Genomic DNA, 19,835 nt, shown 5'->3' with positions numbered 1-19,835 from the left:
CTCCTCAGCTTCGGGCGGTGTAGAGGTGCGCGTCGCCCAGGCGGGCGCGCAGCGTGGCCAGCGAGCGGGAGCACTGGCTCTTGACGGTGGACGGACTGCACCGCAGCAGCCCGGCGACGGTTTCCACGCTCAGGTCCTCCCAGTAGCGCAGGACGACCATCGCCCGGGCGCGGGGCGGCAGTTCGGCGAGGGCGGCGAGCAGCGTGACGGTGAGCTCGGGGCCCACCGCCGGGGCGGGCGCGGCGATCGGCGTGTGGGCGAGGAGGTCGCGCAGCCGGCGGCGGCGCTCGGCGATGTAGGTGCGGGTGAGCACGGTGCGGGCGTAGGCGTCCGGGTGGTCGGCGGCGCGCACCCGGTGCCAGTGCTGGAACAGCTTGGCCAGCGTCGTCTGGGTCAGGTCGCGCGCGGCGTCCGCGTCGCCGCAGAGCAGGTACGCGGTGCGGTAGAGCCGGTGCTGACCGGCGCGGGCGAATTCCTCGAAGCCGTCGGCGCCGCGGCTGGCTCCCGTGAACATCTGCGCCCTTTCCTGTTCTTCCCGGTTCTCTGCGGAGGTCTCCCGTGAGGCCCTTCCGTGAGTACTGAGTGCCGCCGGGCGGAAAAGGTTGAAGCCGGGTTCGCCGGGGGCGTCCCCCGCGAGCCGCCGGGGACCGGGCTGCTTGAATGGGGTGCGTGACCCGAGCCTCCCTGGACAAGCAGCCGCACGAAGTCGCCTCGATGTTCGACGGCGTGGCGGCGAACTACGACCTGACCAACGACGTGCTCTCGCTCGGCCAGGCCCGGCTGTGGCGCAAGGAGGTCGCCAAGGCGGTCGACGCCCGGCCCGCGCAGAAGGTGCTCGACCTGGCGGCCGGCACGGCGACGTCCTCGCTGCCGTTCGCCGCGACCGGCGCGTACGTCGTGCCGTGCGACTTCTCCCTCGGCATGCTCCGGGAGGGCAAGAAGCGTCACGCCTGGCTGCCCTTCACCGCCGGCGACGCCACGAAACTCCCCTTCCGCGACGAGACCTTCGACGCGGTGACCATCTCCTTCGGCCTGCGCAACGTCCAGGACACGGACGCGGCGCTGCGTGAGCTGTACCGGGTCACCAAGCCGGGCGGCCGGGTCGTCATCTGCGAGTTCTCCCAGCCCGTCTGGACCCCCTTCCGCACGGTCTACACCGAGTACCTGATGCGCGCCCTGCCCCCCGTGGCCCGCGCGGTCTCCTCCAACCCCGACGCCTACGTCTACCTCGCCGAATCCATCCGCGCCTGGCCCGACCAGCCCGGCCTGGCCAAGAAGCTCCAGGCCGCAGGCTGGTCCGCGGTCGCCTGGCGCAACCTCACGGGGGGCGTGGTGGCCCTGCACCGAGGTGTGCGCGCCTGACGTTTCCGGCGGGCCCCGGACGGGAACCGCCGCACTCGCGAAAACGGTTGCCGGTATTCCGAGTTGACGGGAACCGGTGGGCGGGGAAGATGTGTCCGTTGATACGGCACGCGTCTTCCCCGTTTCCCTGTGTCACCGTCTCGCCCGTCCCCGGCCCGCTGCGGAGCTCTCATGCCCTCGTACTGCCCCTTCTGTGGAACCCAGGCGCCCGACGACGCGCGCTTCTGCATGAAGTGCGGGCGGGAACGCCCCGCCGCGCCCGCCGCGCCTCCTCAGCCCGCCGCACCGCCGCCGCCGGCCGGGGCGCCGGCCGTCGAGCCGCCCGCGGTGCCGGCCTACATGACACGGCCCGCCGCGCCACCGCCCGGGTACCCGCCGGTGCCCGCCGGGCCCTCGCCGGCCGGGATCTTCTTCGGGCGGGTGATGCGCGGGGACTGGGCGGGCTCGCTGAAGGCGGCTGTCTGGCCGACCGGGCTGATCGTCGGGCTCGCCGTGGTCCTCGCCATCCCCGACTACGGGCAGGGGGACGACGTCGTCGTCGGATGGAGCGACCGGCTGCGGATCGCGCTCGCGATGCTGCTCCAGGCGTTCGGCGGCGGCTTCGAGGTCCGGGCCGTCGTGCCGGGCGGCGGCGGATACGGGGGAGCTTCGCCGTACGGGGACTCGTACGGGGACTTCGACCCGGGTGCGCAGAGCCAGACGACGCTCTCGCTGATCCCGCTCACCGTCACCGTCCTGTGGATCGGCGCGCTCATCCTCGGCGCCCGGGGCGTCCGCCGGCAGGGCGGCGGTCTCGACGCGGCGGTCCGGATCAGCGTCGTGGCCACCGCCGCGGTCCTGGTCCTCGGGCTCTACGCCCAGCCCGAGGTCGAGGGCTACTCGCTCCACTCCTCGCCGGTCCTCGCGGCCCTCGGCGCCCTCGCCATCGCGCTCGTCACCACCTGCGCCGTCCTGCAACGCGACGTCGCGGCCGCCTGGCTGGCCCAGCGGCCGGGCGCGCAGAGCTTCGTACGCGCCGCCGGGACCGCCGTCCGCGCGCTCGGCGCCGTCCTCCTGCTCTGCGGTCTGATCGGCTACATCACGTACGCCACCCTGGACGACGTCAACGGCACGGCCCTGCTGATGGCCCTGCCGCTGCTGCCCAACATCGCGCTGATGGTGCTCTCGGTGAGCTGGGGCGGCTCCGTCGAGTACGACGCGCGGGGACAGGCGGACATCATCGGCTCCGGTATGGACCACGGCTCGTTCGGGCTCGGTGAGCTGAGCGACGCGGCCAACGACTGGGCCCTCGTCGGCGCGCTCGCCGCGGGCCTCGTCAGCGCGCTCATCGTCGGGCTGCTCGCCGGACGACGCTCCGCCGACCGGCGCGAACAGGTCACCGCGGGCGGCCTGTTCCTGCTCGGGTTCCTCGCGCTGACCGCGATGAGCGGCCTGTCCGCCGAGTTCTCCGGCAACGTCGCCGACATCGGCGGCTCGGGCACCCTGGAGGTCGCGCCCAGCGTCGCCGACGCGCTGCTGTTCGGGCTGCTGTGGGTCGGCGGCGCGGTGCTCGTCGCGCCGTACCTCGCCCGGATGACGGGCGGCGGAGGCCCGGGCGGCGGCTCCCCGGCGTACCCGGCCCCGCCGAGCCCGTACGGCCCCCCGCACCCCGGCCCGCACATCCCCGGCCCGTACACCCCCGCCCCGGGCAAGACCGCGGCCCCCGGCCCGTACGTTCCGAAGCCCGGCCCGCAGGGCCCGGGTCCGTACCCCCCGCCCGCCCAGGCCACGGCCGCCGAGGCCGCCGCACCCGCGCCCGCGCCGGACACCGAGCCGCCCACCAGCACCCTGCCCGGCCCGTACGTCCCCGCCCAGGCCCCCGCGCAGCCTCCCGCGCCCCGGCGCCGGCGGGCCGTCCTCGTCTGGGGGGCCACGCTCGCCGCCGCCCTGGTCCTCGGCGGCGGGGCGACCGCGGGCACCCTCGCCCTGATGGACCGCCACGACGACGACCCGGGCACCTCCGGGAACGGCAGGGGCAAGGACGGCGACCGGGCGACGCCCGCCCAGGACCGGACCAGCGCGGCCCCCTCCGCCGAGGCGACCGCCACCACCGACCCGGCCGAACTCGTCTTCCCGGACGGCTACAGCGTCGTCGCCGACACCGCCGGCTTCTCGCTCGCCCTGCCGGACGACTGGGAGCGGCAGGGCGAGGAGAACCACCAGGTCACCTACGCCAGGTCGCCGGGCGACACCGGCCTGCTGAAGGTGGGGGTCATCGCGGACGCCCCCTACACCTCGTACGAGAACTTCAAGGCCCTGGAGAAGACCGCCTCCGCCCACCAGCGGAACTACCAGCAGGTCCAGCTGTCGGCCAACACCTTCCAGGGCCGCCCGGGCGCCCGGTGGGAGTACACGTACGAGGACAGGAGCGGTCTGCCGATCCATGCGATCGACCAGAGCTACATCGCCGAGGACGGCACCGAGTACGCCATCTACGTCACCGAGCGGGACGTGGACTGGGCCGGTGCCCGCGAGGTCTTCGACACCGCCCTGTCCACGTGGATGCTCAACGACGTGGACTGACCGTCACAGCTCCAGCCGGAAGCACCGCACCTCCTGGCCCGGCAGCGAGGTCGTGAAGGTCTCGGCCGGTTCCATGCCGAGGCGCCGTGCCACCGCGGCCGACCGCTCGTTGAGCACGTCGACCACCGCCACCACCCGTTCCACCCCCGCCGCGCGCACCCGCTCCAGCGTGAGGCGCGCGGCGGCCGTCGCGTAACCCAGGCCCCAGGCCGGCCGGGTCAGCCGCCAGCCGATCTCGGTCTCGCCGACCGGTCCGTACGCGGTCGGCCCCCACGGCTGCGCGCCGGTGAAACCGACGACGCTTCCCTCCCCGTCGAGCACGGTCCACAGGCAGTACCCGAGTTCGGCGTCGTGTCTGCGCTGCCGTGCGGTCCACTCCTCGTACATCGACAGTTCCTCCGGCCGCCCGCCGAAGAACCGCATCACCTCCGGGTCGTCGAAGGCCCGGTGCCAGGCGACGGCGTCCTCGTCGGTCGGGACACGCAGCTGTACGACGGGGGGAGCGGCAGGCGCGATTGACATGAGGCAGCCCTTCGGAGGGTTGATCGACAGGCCCCCATAGACTGCCTTGGACCTGTGCCGCGCGGCACGCGAATTCGAGTCTTCGGGAGAACCGACCGTGACCGAACCCCTGTCCGAACACAGCGCGGACGTCATCGTCGTCGGGGCGGGCCCCGCCGGCTCCACGACCGCGTACTACCTGGCCAAGGCCGGACTCGACGTCCTCCTGCTGGAGAAGACCGCGTTCCCGCGCGAAAAGGTCTGCGGCGACGGCCTCACCCCGCGTGCCACCAAGCAGCTCGTGGCCATGGGCATCGACATCTCCGAAGAGGCGGGCTGGCTGCGCAACAAGGGCCTGCGCATCATCGGCGGCGGCGTCCGGCTCCAGCTGGACTGGCCGGATCTTGCCTCCTACCCGGACTACGGACTCGTCCGCAAGCGCGACGACTTCGACGAGCAGCTGGCCCGGAACGCGCAGAAGGCCGGTGCCCGGCTGTACGAGCGGTGCAACGTCGGCGCCCCGATCACCGACGAGCGGACCGGCCGGATCACCGGGGTGCACGCGAAGCTCGGCGAGGAGAAGACCCCGGTCACCTTCCACGCCCCGCTCGTGGTCGCCGCCGACGGCAACTCCACCCGGCTCTCCCTCGCGATGGGCCTGCACCGCCGTGAGGACCGCCCGATGGGCGTCGCCGTGCGGACGTACTTCACCTCGCCCCGGCACGACGACGACTACCTGGAGTCCTGGCTGGAGCTGTGGGACCGGCGCGGCCCCCAGGAGAAGCTGCTGCCCGGCTACGGCTGGATCTTCGGCATGGGCGACGGCACGTCCAACGTCGGCCTCGGCATCCTCAACTCCTCGTCCGCGTTCAAGGAGCTGGACTGGCGCGAGGTCCTGAAGGCGTGGTGCGCGTCCATGCCGGAGGACTGGGGCTACACCCCGGACAACATGACGATGCCCATCCGGGGCGCCGCCCTGCCGATGGCCTTCAACCGCCAGCCGCACTACACCAAGGGCCTGCTCCTCGTCGGTGACGCGGGCGGCATGGTCAACCCGTTCAACGGCGAGGGCATCGCGTACGCCATGGAATCCGGCCAGATCGCGGCCGACGTCATCGTCCAGGCGCACGCCCGCGCGACCCCGGCCCAGCGGGAGCTGGCGCTGAACAACTACCCGAAGGTGCTCAAGGAGACCTACGGCGGCTACTACACGATGGGCCGCGCCTTCGTGAAGCTGATCGGCAACCCGAAGGTCATGAAGGTCGCGACCCAGCGCGGCCTGACGCACCCGGTACTGATGAAGTTCACGCTGAAGATGCTCGCCAACCTCACCGACCCGACGGGCGGCGACGCGATGGACCGCATCATCAACGGCCTGGCGAAGGTGGCGCCCAGCTCCTGACCCCCGTACCGCCGTTCGCGAACGGAGGAGCCGTCACTCCCGGGCGGGGTGCCGGCTCCCGGCCGGTTCACCGCCCCGGTGGGGGCGGCGGCACGGCCGCGGGCTCCTTCGTCCGCCACGCGACGAGCACCACCAGGGCCGCCGCCACCGCCCCGCACCACATGACCGTGCGCAGCGAGGTGTGGTCGACGATCGCGCCCCCCGTCAGGGCGCCGGCGGCGAGCGTCACCTGGAAGGACGCGGTGAACAGGACCGTGGCGGCCTCGGGCGCGTGCGGGGCCGCGCGGGCGAACCACGTCTGGGAGCAGACCGGCACCGCGCCGTAGCCGAGACCCCAGACGACGAGCAGGGCGAGCGCGCCCGCGTCGGTGCGGCCCAGGACCGGCAGCAGGGCGGTCGCGGCGGCGATCGTCGCGGCGGCCGCCCCGAAGGCGAGGCGGGGTGCGCGGGTGACCAGCGTGCCCCCGATGAAGTTGCCGGCCACGCCGGCGGAGCCGTAGATCAGCAGGTACACGGTGATCTGCGCCGGACCGGCCCCGGTGATCCGCTGGAGCAGCGGCGTGACGTAGGTGTACGTGGCGAAATGCGCCATGACGATGAGGAACGTCAACAGCAGGGCGTACCGGGTACCGGTGCCGCGCAGCAGGGCGACGAGCACCGAGGGGCGGGTGCCCCCGTCCGGTGGCAGGGCGGGGAGCGTCAGCAGCAGCAGGGCCAGCGCGCCGGTGCTCAGCAGCCCCATCACCGCGAACGCCGTGCGCCAGCCCGTCAGATCACCGATGAGCGTGCCGGCGGGGACGCCGAGGACGGAACCGAGGGGGACGGCCGCGAAGATGACCGCCGTCGCGCGCCCGGCCGACGCGGGGCGGACCAGCCGGCCGGCCAGCCCGGCACCGATCGACCAGAAGCCGCCGATGGTGATGCCGACGAGTACCCGGGCGACGAGCACCAGCCAGTAGGCCGTGGCCGCGGCGGTGAGGAAGTCGGCCACCGCGAGCAGCAGGACCAGGGCGCAGAGCATCAGCCTGCGGTCGACGCGGGCCGTCGCGAGGGTCACCGTCGGGGCGGCTACGGCGGCGAGAAGGCCGGGCATGGTCATCATCAGGCCCGCCGTACCGTCCGCGACGCCGAACTCGGCCCCGATCGGGGTCAGCAGACCGATCGGCAGGATCTCGGAGGTGACGATGGCGAAGAGGGCCAGGGTCAACGCGCCCACCGCGGACCGGCCGCGTAACCGCGTGCCGGCGGGAGGGGCGGAGAGGGTCGGGGCCGTGGGGGCCGTACGGTGCATGGAGGGGCCGTCCTGTGCTCGGTGGAACGGGGGCTGTGCACCCCAGTTCACAAGCACGCGCGGACGATGTCCGGCAGGTTCGCGACGTCAACGGTGACGCCGAAGGGCCGTCGCTCCCGAGCGGGGGAACGACGGCCCTTCGCAGCGCGCCGAGGCGCTTGTGAATCCGTGCACTCAGAGGACGCGGACCGCGCCCGTCGGCATGTCGTAGTCCAGCGGGCGCTGCACCACACCGGTGGAGGAGTTCTGCGCGCCGACGAACTGGCCGCCGCCCACGTAGATCCCGACGTGGTACGCGCTGCCCGCGCCGCCCCAGTACAGGATGTCGCCCGGCTGGAGGTTGCTCAGCGAGACCTGGGTGCCGGCGGTCGACTGGCTCTGCGAGACGCGCGGCAGGTCGACGCCCACCGTGCGGAACGCGGCCTGGACCAGGCCGGAGCAGTCCCATGAGTTCGGGCCGGTGCCGCCGGACACGTACGCGTCGCCGACCTGCGCCTGGGCGAACGCGACGACGGAGGCCGCGGAGCCGGTGGCGTTGGTGGAGTACGAGGTCGTGGCGGCGTTGGTGGACCCGGACGACGAGGAGCCGGTGCTCTTCTGGAGCGTGGTGCGCGCGGCGTCGCGGGAGGCGCGCTCGGCGGCCTCCGCCTTGGCCTTGGCGGCCGCCGCGGCCTTCTTCTTGGCCTCGGCCTTGCGGACGGCCTCGGCCTTGGCCTTCTTGGCGTCCTTGGCGGCGCTGCTGGCCGCCGCGTCCTCCTGGGCCTGCGTCTCCAGGTCCAGGGCGACCTGCTGCGTGGCCTCGGCGGACGCGGCGACGGTGGTGGAGAGTCCCGCCGTGATGGTGGGCATCTCGATCGTCTGGGTCACCGGTTCGGCCTGGGCCGGGCCCGCGGCACCCGCGACCGCGATGGTGCTGAGGACGCCACCGGCAACTCCGGCACGCAGCGCCGTCGTCGAGGCGTTCCGGCGGGGCTTCCGGTGGCTGGGTATGAGAGCGGTGTGGGACATGAGTACTAGCGCTATCAGGGCGTGCGGGGTCCCATCAAGAAACGTGTGTTGCGACACAGTTACGTCCGGAATCTGTGAATCCGCTTTCTGAGGGCCCTTATTGACGCCGTAACGGGCAAATCGGGCACTCGTGATCATGGCTGTGATCATGGGCTTTCTGCAATACGCCCGAATTGCCCGCCACTTACCACCCGTCCACACAGTTGGCCAAGCCCGCTTGTATGGCCACTGATGTGAAGTGATGCAGCTCACAGTGTGGCCTCAGTGTGGTGGGCATACGAGCGCTCGGCACGGGAGGCGTGCGGCCGGCCGGTGCGGGGTTCGGGGCCCGGCCCGCCGAACTCGCGGCGTGAGGCGGCTCATTCACCCCGTAAGCCCCTTTTGTCGTTCTGCGTCCACTTGGTTCCGCGTGAGGCCTCGTGCGAGTGACCCCTTCCGGTCGTCGCTGGCGCAGAGTGGGGCAGATCCCTTTATCACCCCATCGTGTCCATCGCCAATTTTGCGTGCAGCGCTGCGGCTTGATAGTGCGACACCCCTTTGACCAGCGATAACGGCAGTAGATGTCACGTCTCGTGATCACTCGGCCGCTTCGTGTACGAAGATCACCGCTCATCCGACTTCATGATCGTTCGTCAGGTGGTGGAGATCACAAAGACGTTGGCGTACCCCGTGTCGCAGATCACAGGACGGCGGGCATAGGATGCGGGGCAGTCGGGCTTGTGAACTGCCTCACATGTGCACGATCTTGGTGAGGCGGGGAGCCGGTTCGCCCGATGCGGTCCAACGGTCAAGGACGACTGGAAGGAGCGAGGAGCGTGAATGCCTACGCGCCCATCCTCGTGCTCGGCGCCCTCGGGGCAGGGTTTGCGATCTTCTCCGTGGTCATGGCCACGCTTATCGGCCCCAAGCGGTACAACCGGGCAAAGCTCGAAGCGTACGAGTGCGGTATCGAACCGACACCCACGCCGGCCGGAGGCGGCCGCTTTCCCATCAAGTACTACCTGACGGCGATGCTCTTCATCGTCTTCGACATCGAGATCGTCTTCCTCTATCCCTGGGCGGTCAGCTTCGACGCCCTGGGGATCTTCGGGCTCGTGGAGATGCTGCTCTTCGTGCTCACCGTCTTCGTCGCCTACGCGTATGTGTGGCGGCGCGGCGGTCTGGAATGGGACTGAGGGGCTGAGGGGCACACCATGGGACTCGAAGAGAAGCTGCCGAGCGGCTTCGTTCTGACCACCGTCGAGCAGGCGGCCGGCTGGGTGCGGAAGTCCTCCGTCTTCCCGGCGACCTTCGGCCTCGCCTGTTGCGCCATCGAGATGATGACGACCGGGGCAGGCCGTTACGACCTGGCCCGTTTCGGCATGGAGGTCTTCCGCGGCTCGCCACGGCAGGCGGACCTGATGATCGTGGCCGGGCGGGTGAGCCAGAAGATGGCGCCCGTCCTGCGGCAGGTCTACGACCAGATGCCGAACCCCAAGTGGGTCATCTCCATGGGCGTTTGCGCATCATCGGGCGGAATGTTCAACAATTACGCCATTGTTCAGGGTGTTGATCACATTGTTCCGGTTGACATCTATTTGCCGGGCTGCCCACCGCGGCCCGAGATGCTGATGGACGCGATCCTCAAGCTGCACCAGAAGATCCAGGGCTCCAAGCTCGGGGTCAACGCCGAGGAAGCCGCCCGCGAGGCGGAGGAAGCGGCGCTCAACGCCCTGCCCCTCATCGAGATGAAGGGGCTCCTGCGATGAGCGACGAGCTGAGCGGCTCCGCCGTCCCCGCCCCGCGCGACGAGCACGGCGAGGTCATCGGCGTCCGCAAGGGCATGTTCGGCGCCGACAACGGCGGGGACACCTCCGGCTACGGCGGCCTCATCCGTACCGTCGCCCTCCCCGGCGCCTCCTCCCGCCCCTACGGCGGCTGGTTCGACGAAGTCGCCGACGAGCTCGAAGGCGCCCTGGAGGAGCAGGACCTGCTCCCGGAGAACGCCATCGAGAAGACGGTGGTCGACCGGGGCGAGCTGACCTTCCACATCGCCCGCGAGCACCTGGTCACCGTCGCCAGGACCCTGCGCGACGACCCGGCGCTCCGCTTCGAGCTGTGCACCGGCGTGAGCGGCGTCCACTTCCCCGGCGACAAGGGCCGCGAGCTGCACGCGGTCTACCACCTGCGCTCGCTCACCCACGGCCGGCTGATCCGCCTTGAGGTCTCCACGCCGGACGACGACCGCCACCTGCCCTCGCTGGTCCCGGTCTACCCGACCAACGACTGGCACGAGCGCGAGGCGTACGACTTCTTCGGGCTCGTCTTCGACGGGCACCCCGCCCTGACCCGGATCATGATGCCGGACGACTGGCAGGGCTTCCCGCAGCGCAAGGACTACCCGCTCGGCGGCATCCCCGTCGAGTACAAGGGCGCCCAGATCCCGGCTCCGGACCAGCGGAGGTCGTACTCCTGATGACCACTCCCCATGCAACGCCCCGCGCCACCACCGAGGGGACTGTATATACGGTCACCGGCGGCGACTGGGACGAGATCGTCGAGAACGCCGCCGCGTCCGACGACGAGCGCATCATCGTCAACATGGGCCCGCAGCACCCGTCCACGCACGGCGTGCTCCGGCTCATCCTGGAGATCGACGGCGAGACCGTCACCGAGGCCCGCTGCGGCATCGGCTACCTCCACACCGGCATCGAGAAGAACCTCGAATTCCGCAGCTGGACGCAGGGCACCACCTTCGTCACGCGCATGGACTACCTGACGCCGTTCTTCAACGAGACGGCGTACTGCCTCGGCGTCGAGAAGCTCCTCGGCATCGAGGACCAGATCCCCGACCGGGCCACCGTCCTGCGCGTGCTCCTGATGGAGCTCAACCGGCTCTCCTCGCACCTGGTGTGCATCGCCACCGGCGGCATGGAGCTCGGCGCCACCACGATCATGATCTACGGCTTCCGCGACCGGGAGCTGGTGCTCGACCTCTTCGAGCTGATCACCGGGCTCCGCATGAACCACGCGTTCATCCGCCCCGGCGGCCTCGCCCAGGACCTTCCCCCGGGCGCGGTCGACCAGCTGCGCGCGTTCGTGAAGACCATGAAGAAGAACCTGCCGGAGTACGACGCGCTCGCCACCGGCAACCCCATCTTCAAGGCCCGCATGCAGGACGTCGGCTACCTCGACCTCACCGGCTGCATGGCCCTCGGCGCCACCGGCCCGATCCTGCGCTCGGCCGGCCTCCCGCACGACCTGCGCAAGACCGACCCGTACTGCGGCTACGAGACCTACGACTTCGAGGTCCCCACCGCCGACAGCTGCGACGCCTACGGTCGCTTCCTCATCCGCCTGGAGGAGATGCGCCAGTCGCTGCGGATCATCGAGCAGTGCATCGACCGGCTCGAACCCGGACCGGTCATGGTCGCCGACAAGAAGATCGCCTGGCCCGCGCAGCTCGCGCTCGGCCCGGACGGCCTGGGCAACTCGCTGGACCACATCAAGAAGATCATGGGCACCTCCATGGAGGCCCTGATCCACCACTTCAAGCTGGTGACCGAGGGCTTCCGGGTCCCCGTCGGGCAGGCGTACACCGCCGTCGAGTCCCCCAAGGGCGAACTCGGCGTGCACGTCGTGTCGGACGGCGGAACCCGCCCCTACCGGGTCCACTTCCGCGACCCGTCCTTCACCAACCTCCAGGCCATGGCGGCGATGTGCGAGGGCGGCCAGGTCGCCGACGTCATCGTCGCCGTCGCATCCATCGACCCCGTGATGGGAGGCGTCGACCGGTGACCGAAGCACGTCAGGAAGTCAGTCTGGGGATGCCGCAGCTCCCCGCCCCCGCCTACCCGGCCGAGGTGCGCGCCAGGCTCGAAGCGGATGCGAAGGAGGTGATCGCCCGCTACCCCGACAGCCGCTCCGCGCTGCTGCCGCTGCTGCACCTCGTGCAGTCCGAGGAGGGGTACGTCTCGCGTACGGGCATGGCCTTCTGCGCCGACACGCTCGGCCTCACCACCGCCGAGGTCACCGCGGTCGCCACCTTCTACACGATGTACCGGCGCAAGGCCGGCGGCGACTACCAGGTCGGCGTCTGCACCAACACGCTCTGCGCGGTGATGGGCGGCGACGCGATCTTCGACCGGCTGAAGGAGCACCTCGGGGTCGGAAACGACCAGCCGGATATGACCACAGCGGACGGCAAGGTGACGCTCGAACACATCGAGTGCAACGCCGCCTGCGACTTCGCGCCCGTCGTGATGGTCAACTGGGAGTTCTTCGACAACCAGACCCCGGAGAGCGCCACCCGGCTGGTGGACGACCTCCTCGCCGGCCGCACCGTCGAGCCCACCCGCGGCGCGCCCCTGTGCACGTACAAGGAGACCGCGCGCATCCTGGCCGGCTTCCCCGACGAGCGCCCCGGCGCCGTCGCGGCCAGCGGCGGCGCGGGCCACGCCTCGCTCATCGGCCTCAAGCTGGCCAAGGGCGAGGCCGCACCGCAGGCCCGCGTGGTCGGCCCGCGCGGCGAGGCGCCCACCGACCAGCCGCAGAAGGGCGCCGAGCACCTCAGCTCCCACGACGCGCCGCAGCAGACCTCGGCATCCGACCCGGACCACCCGGCCGGACCCGCAGCCGAGGAGGGGGAGTGATGACGTTGGCCACCGAGATCGACCAGAACGGGACCAGCCCCGAGAAGCTGCTCGCACCCGTCCTGTCCGCCTTCTGGGACCAGCCGGAATCCTGGACCCTGGACACCTACCGCCGCCACGAGGGCTACGAGGGCCTGCGCAAGGCCCTCACCATGTCCCCGGACGACCTCATCGCGTACGTCAAGGACTCCGGTCTGCGCGGACGCGGCGGCGCCGGCTTCCCCACCGGCATGAAGTGGCAGTTCATCCCGCAGGGGGACGGCAAGCCTCACTATCTTGTCGTCAACGCCGACGAGTCGGAGCCGGGGACCTGCAAGGACATCCCGCTCCTCTTCGCCAACCCGCACAGCCTCATCGAGGGCATCGTGATCGCCTGCTACGCGATCCGGTCGTCGCACGCGTTCATCTATCTGCGCGGTGAGGTCGTCCCCGTGCTGCGGCGGTTGCACGAGGCCGTTCGAGAGGCGTACGAGGCGGGATATCTGGGGACGAACATCCTGGGTTCGGGGCTCGATCTGGAACTCACGGTGCACGCGGGCGCCGGCGCGTACATCTGTGGTGAGGAAACCGCGCTGCTCGACTCTCTCGAAGGACGGCGTGGCCAGCCCCGGCTGCGGCCCCCCTTCCCTGCGGTCGCCGGTCTGTACGCCTGCCCCACTGTGGTGAACAACGTCGAGTCCATCGCCTCGGTTCCCGCGATCCTGAACAAGGGCAAGGACTGGTTCAAGTCGATGGGCAGCGAGAAGTCCCCGGGCTTCACGCTCTACTCGCTCAGCGGCCACGTCGCCGGCCCCGGCCAGTACGAGGCGCCGCTCGGCATCACGCTGCGCCAGCTCCTCGACATGAGCGGCGGCATGCGCCCCGGCCACCGCCTCAAGTTCTGGACCCCCGGCGGCTCCTCCACCCCGATGTTCACCGACGAACACCTCGACGTGCCCCTCGACTACGAGGGCGTCGGCGCGGCCGGGTCCATGCTCGGCACCAAGGCGCTCCAGTGCTTCGACGAGACGACGTGCGTGGTGCGGGCCGTCACCCGCTGGACCGAGTTCTACGCGCACGAGTCCTGCGGCAAGTGCACCCCCTGCCGGGAGGGCACCTACTGGCTCGTCCAGCTGCTCCGCGACATCGAGGCGGGCAAGGGCCGGATGTCCGACATCGACAAGCTCAACGACATCGCCGACAACATCAACGGCAAGTCGTTCTGCGCCCTCGGCGACGGCGCCGCCTCGCCGATCTTCTCCTCGCTGAAGTACTTCCGCGAGGAGTACGAGCAGCACATCACCGGCAAGGGCTGCCCCTTCGATCCCGCCAAATCGACCCTCTGGGCCGACGACAAGAACGCTCACCAGGGGGTGAACGCATGACAGTCACCACGAGTGCGCCCTCCGGGGGCGGCGAAGCGGCGATCCCGCCCGAGGACCTGGTCACGCTGACCATCGACGGCATCGAGATCAGCGTGCCCAAGGGCACCCTGGTCATCCGCGCCGCCGAACTCCTCGGCATCGAGATCCCCCGCTTCTGCGACCACCCCCTCCTCGACCCGGCCGGCGCCTGCCGGCAGTGCATCGTCGAGGTCGAGGGCCAGCGCAAGCCGATGGCGTCCTGCACCATCACCTGCACCGACGGCATGGTCGTCAAATCACAGATCACCTCGCCGGTCGCCGACAAGGCGCAGCGCGGTGTGATGGAGCTGCTGCTCATCAACCACCCGCTGGACTGCCCGGTCTGCGACAAGGGCGGCGAGTGCCCGCTCCAGAACCAGGCGATGTCGCACGGCGACCCGGACTCCCGCTTCGACGGCAGGAAGCGGACGTACGAGAAGCCCGTACCGATCTCCACCCAGGTGCTGCTGGACCGTGAGCGGTGCGTGCTCTGCGCGCGCTGCACCCGGTTCTCCAACCAGGTCGCCGGCGACCCGATGATCGAGCTGATCGAGCGCGGCGCGCTCCAGCAGGTCGGCACCGGCGAGGGCGACCCGTTCCAGTCGTACTTCTCCGGGAACACCATCCAGATCTGCCCGGTCGGGGCGCTCACCTCGGCGGCCTACCGGTTCCGCTCCCGCCCCTTCGACCTGGTGTCGACGCCCTCGGTGTGCGAGCACTGCGCCGGCGGCTGCGCCACCCGCACCGACCACCGGCGCGGGAAGGTCATGCGCCGCCTCGCGGCCAACGACCCCGAGGTCAACGAGGAATGGCTCTGCGACAAGGGCCGCTTCGCCTTCCGCTACGCCCAGCAGCGCGACCGCCTCACCACCCCGCTCGTCCGGGGCGAGTCGGGCGGGCTGGAACCGGCGAGCTGGCCCGAGGCCCTGGCCGCCGCGGCCGAGGGCCTGTCCGCCGCACGCGGCCGGACCGGCGTCCTCACCGGCGGCCGGCTGACCGTCGAGGACGCGTACGCGTACAGCAAGTTCGCGCGGATCGCCCTGGACACCAACGACATCGACTTCCGGGCCCGGGTGCACAGCGACGAGGAGGCCGACTTCCTGGCCTCGCGCGTCGCCGGGCGCGGCAAGGACCTGGACGGGTCCGGTGTCACGTACACCTCCCTGGAGAAGGCCCCGGCCGTGCTGCTGGTCGGGTTCGAGTCGGAGGAAGAGGCCCCCGGCGTCTTCCTGCGGCTGCGCAAGGCCCACCGCAAGCACGGGCAGCGCACCTTCTCCGTCGCCTCGCACGCCACGCGGGGCCTGGTGAAGGCGGGCGGCGCGCTGCTTCCCGCCGCCCCCGGTACCGAAACCGAGTGGCTGGACGCCATCGCGGGCGGTGTCGGCCTGGAGGGCGAGGGCGCTGTCGCGGCCGAGGCGCTGCGCGGTGAGGGCGCGCTGATCGTGGTCGGCGAGCGGCTGGCCGGGGTGCCCGGCGGGCTGACCGCCGCGGTCCGGGCCGCGACCGCGACCGGGGCCCGGCTGGTGTGGATCCCGCGCCGGGCGGGCGAACGCGGCGCGGTGGAGGCGGGCGCGCTCCCGTCGCTGCTGCCCGGCGGCCGCCCGGCCACCGACCCGCGCGCCCGGGGCGAGGTCGCCGCCGCGTGGGGCGTCGCCGAACTCCCGTCCCGCTTCGGCCGCGACACCGGCCAGATCATCGAGGCCGCTGCCACCGGTGAGCTGGGCGCGCTGGTCGTCGCCGGGGTCGGCACCGAGGACCTGCCGGACCCGGCGCGGGCCCTGGAGGCCCTGGACCGGGTCGGCTTCCTGGTCTCCTTCGAGCTCCGGCCGAGCGAGGTCACCGACCGCGCCGACGTGGTGTTCCCGGTGGCCGCGGTCGCCGAGAAGTCCGGGACCTTCCTCAACTGGGAGGGCCGGGCGCGGATGTTCGAGGCCGCGCTGAAGCCCGACCAGATGACGCGGAACCTCGCCCCGGGCGACGCCCGCGTCCTGCACATGCTGGCCGATGCCATGGACGTCCACTTCGCGCTGCCGGACCTCCGGGCCGCCCGCCGCGAGCTGGACCGCCTCGGCGGTTGGCAGGGCGGGTACGCGGACGAACCGCGCGTCTCCGCGCAGCCGCTGCCCCGGCCCGGCGACGGCGAGGCGATCCTGGCCGGCCACCGGATGCTGCTCGACCTGGGCCGCCTCCAGGAGGGCGACACCGCGCTGGCCGGGACCCGGCACGAGGCGGTGGCCCGGCTGTCGGCCGCCACGGCCGCGGAGAGCGGGGTCAAGGACGGCGACCTGCTGGCGGTGTCCGGCCCGGCGGGCAGCGTCGAACTCCCGCTCCGGGTCACCGACATGCCGGACCGCGTGGTCTGGGTGCCGCTGAACTCCACCGGGCGGGGCGTGCCGGCCATGACCGGGACCCGCCCCGGCGGCCTGGTCCGGATCGGCCCCGCCGCTCCCGGTACTCCCGACGTCACACCGGAGGTGCGGGCGTGACCGCCTTCGCTCAACTGGCCGCGGCCCCGCACGGTGCGGTGCTCGCCGCCGAGGACCTGTCGATGTTCGGCACCGACCCCTGGTGGCTCGTCGTCATCAAGGCCGTCTTCTGCTTCGCGTTCCTGATGGTGACCGTGCTCTTCTCCATCGTGTGGGAGCGCAAGGTCGTCGCTTGGATGCAGCTGCGCATCGGCCCCAACCGGCACGGCCCCTGGGGCATGCTCCAGTCGCTCGCCGACGGCATCAAGCTGATGCTGAAGGAGGACGTCGTCGTCAAGCGCGCGGACAAGGTCGTCTACGTCCTCGCGCCGATCGTCGCCGCCATCCCCGCCTTCATGGCGATCGCGGTGATCCCCTTCGGCCCGTCCGGCAACGAGGTCTCGATCTTCGGGCACCGTACGGCGATGCAGCTCACCGACCTGCCGATCGCGATGCTGTACATCCTCGCGGTCGCCTCGGTCGGCATCTACGGCATCGTGCTGGCCGGCTGGTCGTCCGGGTCCACGTACCCGCTGCTCGGCGGGCTCCGTTCCTGCGCGCAGATGATCTCGTACGAGATCGCGATGGGCGCCGCGTTCGCCTCGGTGTTCCTCTACTCCGGGTCGATGTCGACGTCGAAGATCGTGGAGGCGCAGGAGGACCGCTGGTTCATCATCCTGCTGCCGGTCTCCTTCATCATCTACATCGTCACGATGGTCGGTGAGACCAACCGCGCCCCGTTCGACATGCCGGAGTCCGAGGGCGACCTCGTCGGCGGCTTCAACACCGAGTACTCGTCGATCAAGTTCGCGATGTTCATGCTCGCCGAGTACGTCAACATGGTCACCGTCTCCGCGGTCTCCACGACCCTGTTCCTGGGCGGCTGGCGGGCCCCGTGGCCGATCAGCACCTTCTGGGAGGGCGCGAACCACGGCTGGTGGCCGATGCTCTGGTTCGTCGTCAAGGTCCAGCTGCTGCTGTTCTTCTTCATCTGGCTGCGCGGCACGCTGCCCCGTGTCCGCTACGACCAGCTGATGAAGCTCGGCTGGAAGGTCCTGATCCCGGTCTCCGTCGTCTGGCTGATGCTGGTCGCGACCGTACGGGCGCTGCGCAACGAGGGCTACGACTTCTCCAGGATCCTGCTCTACGTGGCGGGTGCCGTGATCGCGGTGCTGCTGATCTCCTTCGTCGCCGACATCTTCCGCGACAAGAAGGAGAAGGCCGCGGCCGAGCAGGCCGGGCCCGAGCCGGCGTTCGACCCGATGGCGGGCGGATTCCCGGTGCCGCCACTGCCCGGACAGACCCTGCCGCCCGTGCCGAGGCGCCGGCCGCGCCGTGAGCGGGAGCTCGTTGTCAGTGGCGGGGTGGATACTCAGAGTGACGGAAATCCGAGTGACGGAAAGGAGGCCGACGGTGTCTGAACTGCCTGATTCGCCGGGGTCCAAGAGGCCGGCGAAATCCACCGGCCCGACGGGGTCGACGGCGTCGCAGTCCTCCCAGTCCTCGGAGGACAAGTTCCACAACCCGGTGGCCGGCTTCGGCGTGACCTTCAAGGCCATGTTCAAGAAGCGGCTCACCGAGCAGTATCCGGAGACGCCGAAGGTGACGGCGCCCCGCTTCCACGGCCGCCACCAGCTCAACCGCCATCCGGACGGGCTGGAGAAGTGCGTCGGCTGCGAGCTGTGCGCCTGGGCCTGTCCCGCCGACGCGATCTACGTGGAGGGCGCGGACAACACCGACGAGGAGCGCTACTCCCCGGGTGAGCGCTACGGCCGCGTCTACCAGATCAACTACGCGCGCTGCATCCTCTGCGGACTGTGCATCGAGGCGTGCCCGACCCGGGCGCTCACGATGACCAATGAGTTCGAGCTCGCCAACACCACCCGCGAAAGCCTCATCTACACCAAGGACGAGCTGCTCGCGGGCCTGGAGGAAGGCATGGTCGACAGCCCGCACGCGATCTTCCCCGGCATGGACGAACAGGACTACTACCGGGGCCTGGTCACCGAGGCCGCCCCCGGTACGGAGCGCCAGCTCGCCGTGTCCAAGGGCGAGAAGCCGTCCGACGAGGCTCAGAGCAACGGCGCCGCGCAGGGGGTGGACGCATGACCGGCCTGGCCGCAGCGGCCTCGCAGACCTCGACCGGCGAGGCGTTCCAGTTCTGGGTGCTCGGCACGGTCGCCGTGATCGGCGCCCTGTGCACGGTGCTCATGAAGAAGGCCGTGCACAGCGCGCTGTGCCTCGCCGGGACGATGATCATCCTCGCGGTGTTCTACCTCGCCAACGGCGCCTACTTCCTCGGCATCGTGCAGATCGTCGTCTACACCGGCGCGATCATGATGCTGTTCCTCTTCGTGGTCATGCTCGTCGGTGTCACGGCGGCGGACTCGCTGAAGGAGACCATCAAGGGCCAGCGCCTGCTGGCCGCCGGATGCGGCATCGGCTTCGGCGTCCTGCTGATCGCCGGTATCGGCAACGCCTCGCTGAAGACCTTCAACGGCCTGGGCACCGCCAACACCGCGCACGGCGGAAACGTGGAGGGGCTCGCCAGCCTCATCTTCACCAAGTACGTCTTCGCCTTCGAGATCACCGGCGCGCTGCTGATCACCGCGACGGTCGGCGCGATGGTGCTCACGCACCGCGAGCGCACCGAACGGGCCAAGACCCAGCGGGAGATGTCCGAGGAGCGCGTGCGGAGCAACCACGTGCCGCCGCTGCCCGCCCCCGGCGTCTACGCCCGGCACAACGCGGTGGACATCGCGGGCCTGCTCCCCGACGGCACCCCGTCCGAGCTGACCGTCATGAACACGCTGCGCAAGCGCGGCCAGGTGCGCGACGTGTCCCAGGAATCACTGGCCGGCCTCAAGGCACTGGAGCAGCGCTCCGGTGAGCGGCTGGGCCGGGACACCGAAGAAGAGGAGGTCGCCAAGTGAATCCGGTCAACTACCTCTACCTCGCCGCTCTGCTGTTCACCATCGGCGCGGCCGGTGTGCTGATCCGGCGGAACGCGATCGTGGTGTTCATGTGCGTCGAGCTGATGCTCAACGCCTGCAACCTGGCGTTCGTGACCTTCTCCCGGATGCACGGCAATCTCGACGGTCAGATCATCGCCTTCTTCACGATGGTGGTCGCCGCCGCGGAGGTCGTGGTCGGGCTCGCGATCATCGTGTCGCTGTTCCGTTCCCGCCACTCGGCCTCGGTCGATGACGCCAGCCTGATGAAGCTGTAAGG

General features: G+C 70.8%; 18 protein-coding genes. 14 read left to right on the top strand and 4 right to left on the bottom strand.

What is annotated here, in order from left to right; genetic code table 11:
* Window positions 1–4: 4 nt before the first annotated feature.
* Window positions 5–514, bottom strand: coding sequence for a SigE family RNA polymerase sigma factor (locus tag ABZ565_RS09715; protein ID WP_361022786.1), 510 nt, complete (start codon window positions 512–514; stop codon window positions 5–7).
* 155 nt (window positions 515–669) lie between these two features.
* Between ABZ565_RS09715 and ABZ565_RS09710 the strand changes: the two genes are divergently transcribed.
* Both ABZ565_RS09710 and ABZ565_RS09705 read left to right on the top strand, forming a co-directional pair.
* Window positions 670–1,362, top strand: a complete 693-nt coding sequence (locus tag ABZ565_RS09710; RefSeq protein WP_361022783.1) for a demethylmenaquinone methyltransferase — start codon at window positions 670–672, stop codon at window positions 1,360–1,362.
* A gap of 171 nt (window positions 1,363–1,533) precedes the next feature.
* A complete protein-coding gene (locus tag ABZ565_RS09705; protein WP_361022780.1) occupies window positions 1,534–3,924 on the top strand; it encodes a zinc ribbon domain-containing protein in 2,391 nt (796 codons plus the stop codon).
* A 3-nt stretch (window positions 3,925–3,927) separates the two neighbouring features.
* On the opposite strand, the gene ABZ565_RS09700 is transcribed toward ABZ565_RS09705, so the two are convergent.
* Window positions 3,928–4,446: a GNAT family N-acetyltransferase gene (locus ABZ565_RS09700; RefSeq protein ID WP_361022777.1), complete on the bottom strand. Its 519-nt coding sequence runs from the start codon at window positions 4,444–4,446 to the stop codon at window positions 3,928–3,930.
* Window positions 4,447–4,543: 97 nt separating this feature from the next.
* Between ABZ565_RS09700 and ABZ565_RS09695 the strand changes: the two genes are divergently transcribed.
* The gene (locus ABZ565_RS09695; RefSeq protein WP_361022774.1) at window positions 4,544–5,827 is read left to right on the top strand and encodes a geranylgeranyl reductase family protein; all 1,284 of its coding nucleotides are present in this window, start codon (window positions 4,544–4,546) and stop codon (window positions 5,825–5,827) included.
* A gap of 67 nt (window positions 5,828–5,894) precedes the next feature.
* Here the strand turns inward: ABZ565_RS09695 and ABZ565_RS09690 are convergent, their stop codons facing one another.
* Together ABZ565_RS09690 and ABZ565_RS09685 are read right to left on the bottom strand one after the other, a co-directional pair.
* Window positions 5,895–7,118, bottom strand: coding sequence for an MFS transporter (locus ABZ565_RS09690; protein WP_361022771.1), 1,224 nt, complete (start codon window positions 7,116–7,118; stop codon window positions 5,895–5,897).
* A gap of 174 nt (window positions 7,119–7,292) precedes the next feature.
* Window positions 7,293–8,126 carry a C40 family peptidase gene (locus tag ABZ565_RS09685; protein WP_361022768.1) on the bottom strand — a complete coding sequence of 278 codons (834 nt, stop codon included), beginning with the start codon at window positions 8,124–8,126 and terminating at the stop codon, window positions 7,293–7,295.
* Between the two features lie 815 nt (window positions 8,127–8,941).
* Between ABZ565_RS09685 and ABZ565_RS09680 the strand changes: the two genes are divergently transcribed.
* The 11 genes from ABZ565_RS09680 to nuoK are packed head-to-tail and all read left to right on the top strand — an operon-like array spanning window position 8,942 to window position 19,833.
* On the top strand, window positions 8,942–9,301 hold the full coding sequence (locus ABZ565_RS09680) for an NADH-quinone oxidoreductase subunit A (protein WP_003967084.1): 360 nt from the start codon (window positions 8,942–8,944) through the stop codon (window positions 9,299–9,301).
* Window positions 9,302–9,319: 18 nt separating this feature from the next.
* Window positions 9,320–9,874: an NADH-quinone oxidoreductase subunit B gene (locus tag ABZ565_RS09675; protein ID WP_073964532.1), complete on the top strand. Its 555-nt coding sequence runs from the start codon at window positions 9,320–9,322 to the stop codon at window positions 9,872–9,874.
* Window positions 9,871–10,581 (top strand): NADH-quinone oxidoreductase subunit C, encoded by a 711-nt coding sequence (locus ABZ565_RS09670; protein WP_361022765.1) that lies wholly within the window; start codon window positions 9,871–9,873, stop codon window positions 10,579–10,581. Before ABZ565_RS09675 ends, ABZ565_RS09670 begins: the two co-directional genes overlap by 4 nt.
* Complete coding sequence (locus ABZ565_RS09665; RefSeq protein ID WP_361022763.1) at window positions 10,581–11,903, top strand: NADH-quinone oxidoreductase subunit D; 1,323 nt, start codon at window positions 10,581–10,583, stop codon at window positions 11,901–11,903. The genes ABZ565_RS09670 and ABZ565_RS09665 overlap by 1 nt, the downstream gene beginning before the upstream one ends.
* Window positions 11,904–11,932: 29 nt before the next feature.
* The gene (nuoE, locus tag ABZ565_RS09660) at window positions 11,933–12,757 is read left to right on the top strand and encodes an NADH-quinone oxidoreductase subunit NuoE (protein ID WP_361023379.1); all 825 of its coding nucleotides are present in this window, start codon (window positions 11,933–11,935) and stop codon (window positions 12,755–12,757) included.
* Window positions 12,754–14,121 carry an NADH-quinone oxidoreductase subunit NuoF gene (gene nuoF / locus ABZ565_RS09655; RefSeq protein WP_361022760.1) on the top strand — a complete coding sequence of 456 codons (1,368 nt, stop codon included), beginning with the start codon at window positions 12,754–12,756 and terminating at the stop codon, window positions 14,119–14,121. The genes nuoE and nuoF overlap by 4 nt, the downstream gene beginning before the upstream one ends.
* The gene (locus tag ABZ565_RS09650) at window positions 14,118–16,625 is read left to right on the top strand and encodes an NADH-quinone oxidoreductase subunit G (RefSeq protein ID WP_361022757.1); all 2,508 of its coding nucleotides are present in this window, start codon (window positions 14,118–14,120) and stop codon (window positions 16,623–16,625) included. Before nuoF ends, ABZ565_RS09650 begins: the two co-directional genes overlap by 4 nt.
* Complete coding sequence (nuoH, locus tag ABZ565_RS09645) at window positions 16,622–18,025, top strand: NADH-quinone oxidoreductase subunit NuoH (RefSeq protein ID WP_361022754.1); 1,404 nt, start codon at window positions 16,622–16,624, stop codon at window positions 18,023–18,025. Before ABZ565_RS09650 ends, nuoH begins: the two co-directional genes overlap by 4 nt.
* A complete protein-coding gene (nuoI, locus tag ABZ565_RS09640; protein WP_361022751.1) occupies window positions 18,018–18,713 on the top strand; it encodes an NADH-quinone oxidoreductase subunit NuoI in 696 nt (231 codons plus the stop codon). The genes nuoH and nuoI overlap by 8 nt, the downstream gene beginning before the upstream one ends.
* A complete protein-coding gene (locus tag ABZ565_RS09635; protein WP_361022748.1) occupies window positions 18,710–19,537 on the top strand; it encodes an NADH-quinone oxidoreductase subunit J in 828 nt (275 codons plus the stop codon). Before nuoI ends, ABZ565_RS09635 begins: the two co-directional genes overlap by 4 nt.
* Window positions 19,534–19,833: an NADH-quinone oxidoreductase subunit NuoK gene (gene nuoK / locus ABZ565_RS09630; RefSeq protein WP_018101339.1), complete on the top strand. Its 300-nt coding sequence runs from the start codon at window positions 19,534–19,536 to the stop codon at window positions 19,831–19,833. The genes ABZ565_RS09635 and nuoK overlap by 4 nt, the downstream gene beginning before the upstream one ends.
* Window positions 19,834–19,835 lie beyond the last annotated feature (2 nt).

This window comes from Streptomyces sp. NPDC016469 (assembly GCF_040632905.1).
Classification (GTDB): Bacteria; Actinomycetota; Actinomycetes; order Streptomycetales; family Streptomycetaceae; genus Streptomyces.
The sequence above is the reverse complement of the archived record's forward strand: the minus strand, read 5'-3'. Positions and strand labels throughout refer to the sequence as shown.

What these genes read in the sequence shown, in the direction of transcription:
- ABZ565_RS09675 (WP_073964532.1), top strand. Translation starts at nt 9,320, where the DNA reads ATGGGACTCGAAGAGAAGCTGCCGAGCGGCTTCGTTCTGACCACCGTC.
- ABZ565_RS09715 (WP_361022786.1), bottom strand. Translation starts at nt 514, where the DNA reads ATGTTCACGGGAGCCAGCCGCGGCGCCGACGGCTTCGAGGAATTCGCC.
- ABZ565_RS09685 (WP_361022768.1), bottom strand. Translation starts at nt 8,126, where the DNA reads ATGTCCCACACCGCTCTCATACCCAGCCACCGGAAGCCCCGCCGGAAC.
- ABZ565_RS09700 (WP_361022777.1), bottom strand. Translation starts at nt 4,446, where the DNA reads ATGTCAATCGCGCCTGCCGCTCCCCCCGTCGTACAGCTGCGTGTCCCG.
- nuoE (WP_361023379.1), top strand. Translation starts at nt 11,933, where the DNA reads ATGCCGCAGCTCCCCGCCCCCGCCTACCCGGCCGAGGTGCGCGCCAGG.
- ABZ565_RS09670 (WP_361022765.1), top strand. Translation starts at nt 9,871, where the DNA reads ATGAGCGACGAGCTGAGCGGCTCCGCCGTCCCCGCCCCGCGCGACGAG.
- ABZ565_RS09635 (WP_361022748.1), top strand. Translation starts at nt 18,710, where the DNA reads ATGACCGGCCTGGCCGCAGCGGCCTCGCAGACCTCGACCGGCGAGGCG.
- ABZ565_RS09690 (WP_361022771.1), bottom strand. Translation starts at nt 7,118, where the DNA reads ATGCACCGTACGGCCCCCACGGCCCCGACCCTCTCCGCCCCTCCCGCC.
- ABZ565_RS09650 (WP_361022757.1), top strand. Translation starts at nt 14,118, where the DNA reads ATGACAGTCACCACGAGTGCGCCCTCCGGGGGCGGCGAAGCGGCGATC.
- ABZ565_RS09665 (WP_361022763.1), top strand. Translation starts at nt 10,581, where the DNA reads ATGACCACTCCCCATGCAACGCCCCGCGCCACCACCGAGGGGACTGTA.
- ABZ565_RS09705 (WP_361022780.1), top strand. Translation starts at nt 1,534, where the DNA reads ATGCCCTCGTACTGCCCCTTCTGTGGAACCCAGGCGCCCGACGACGCG.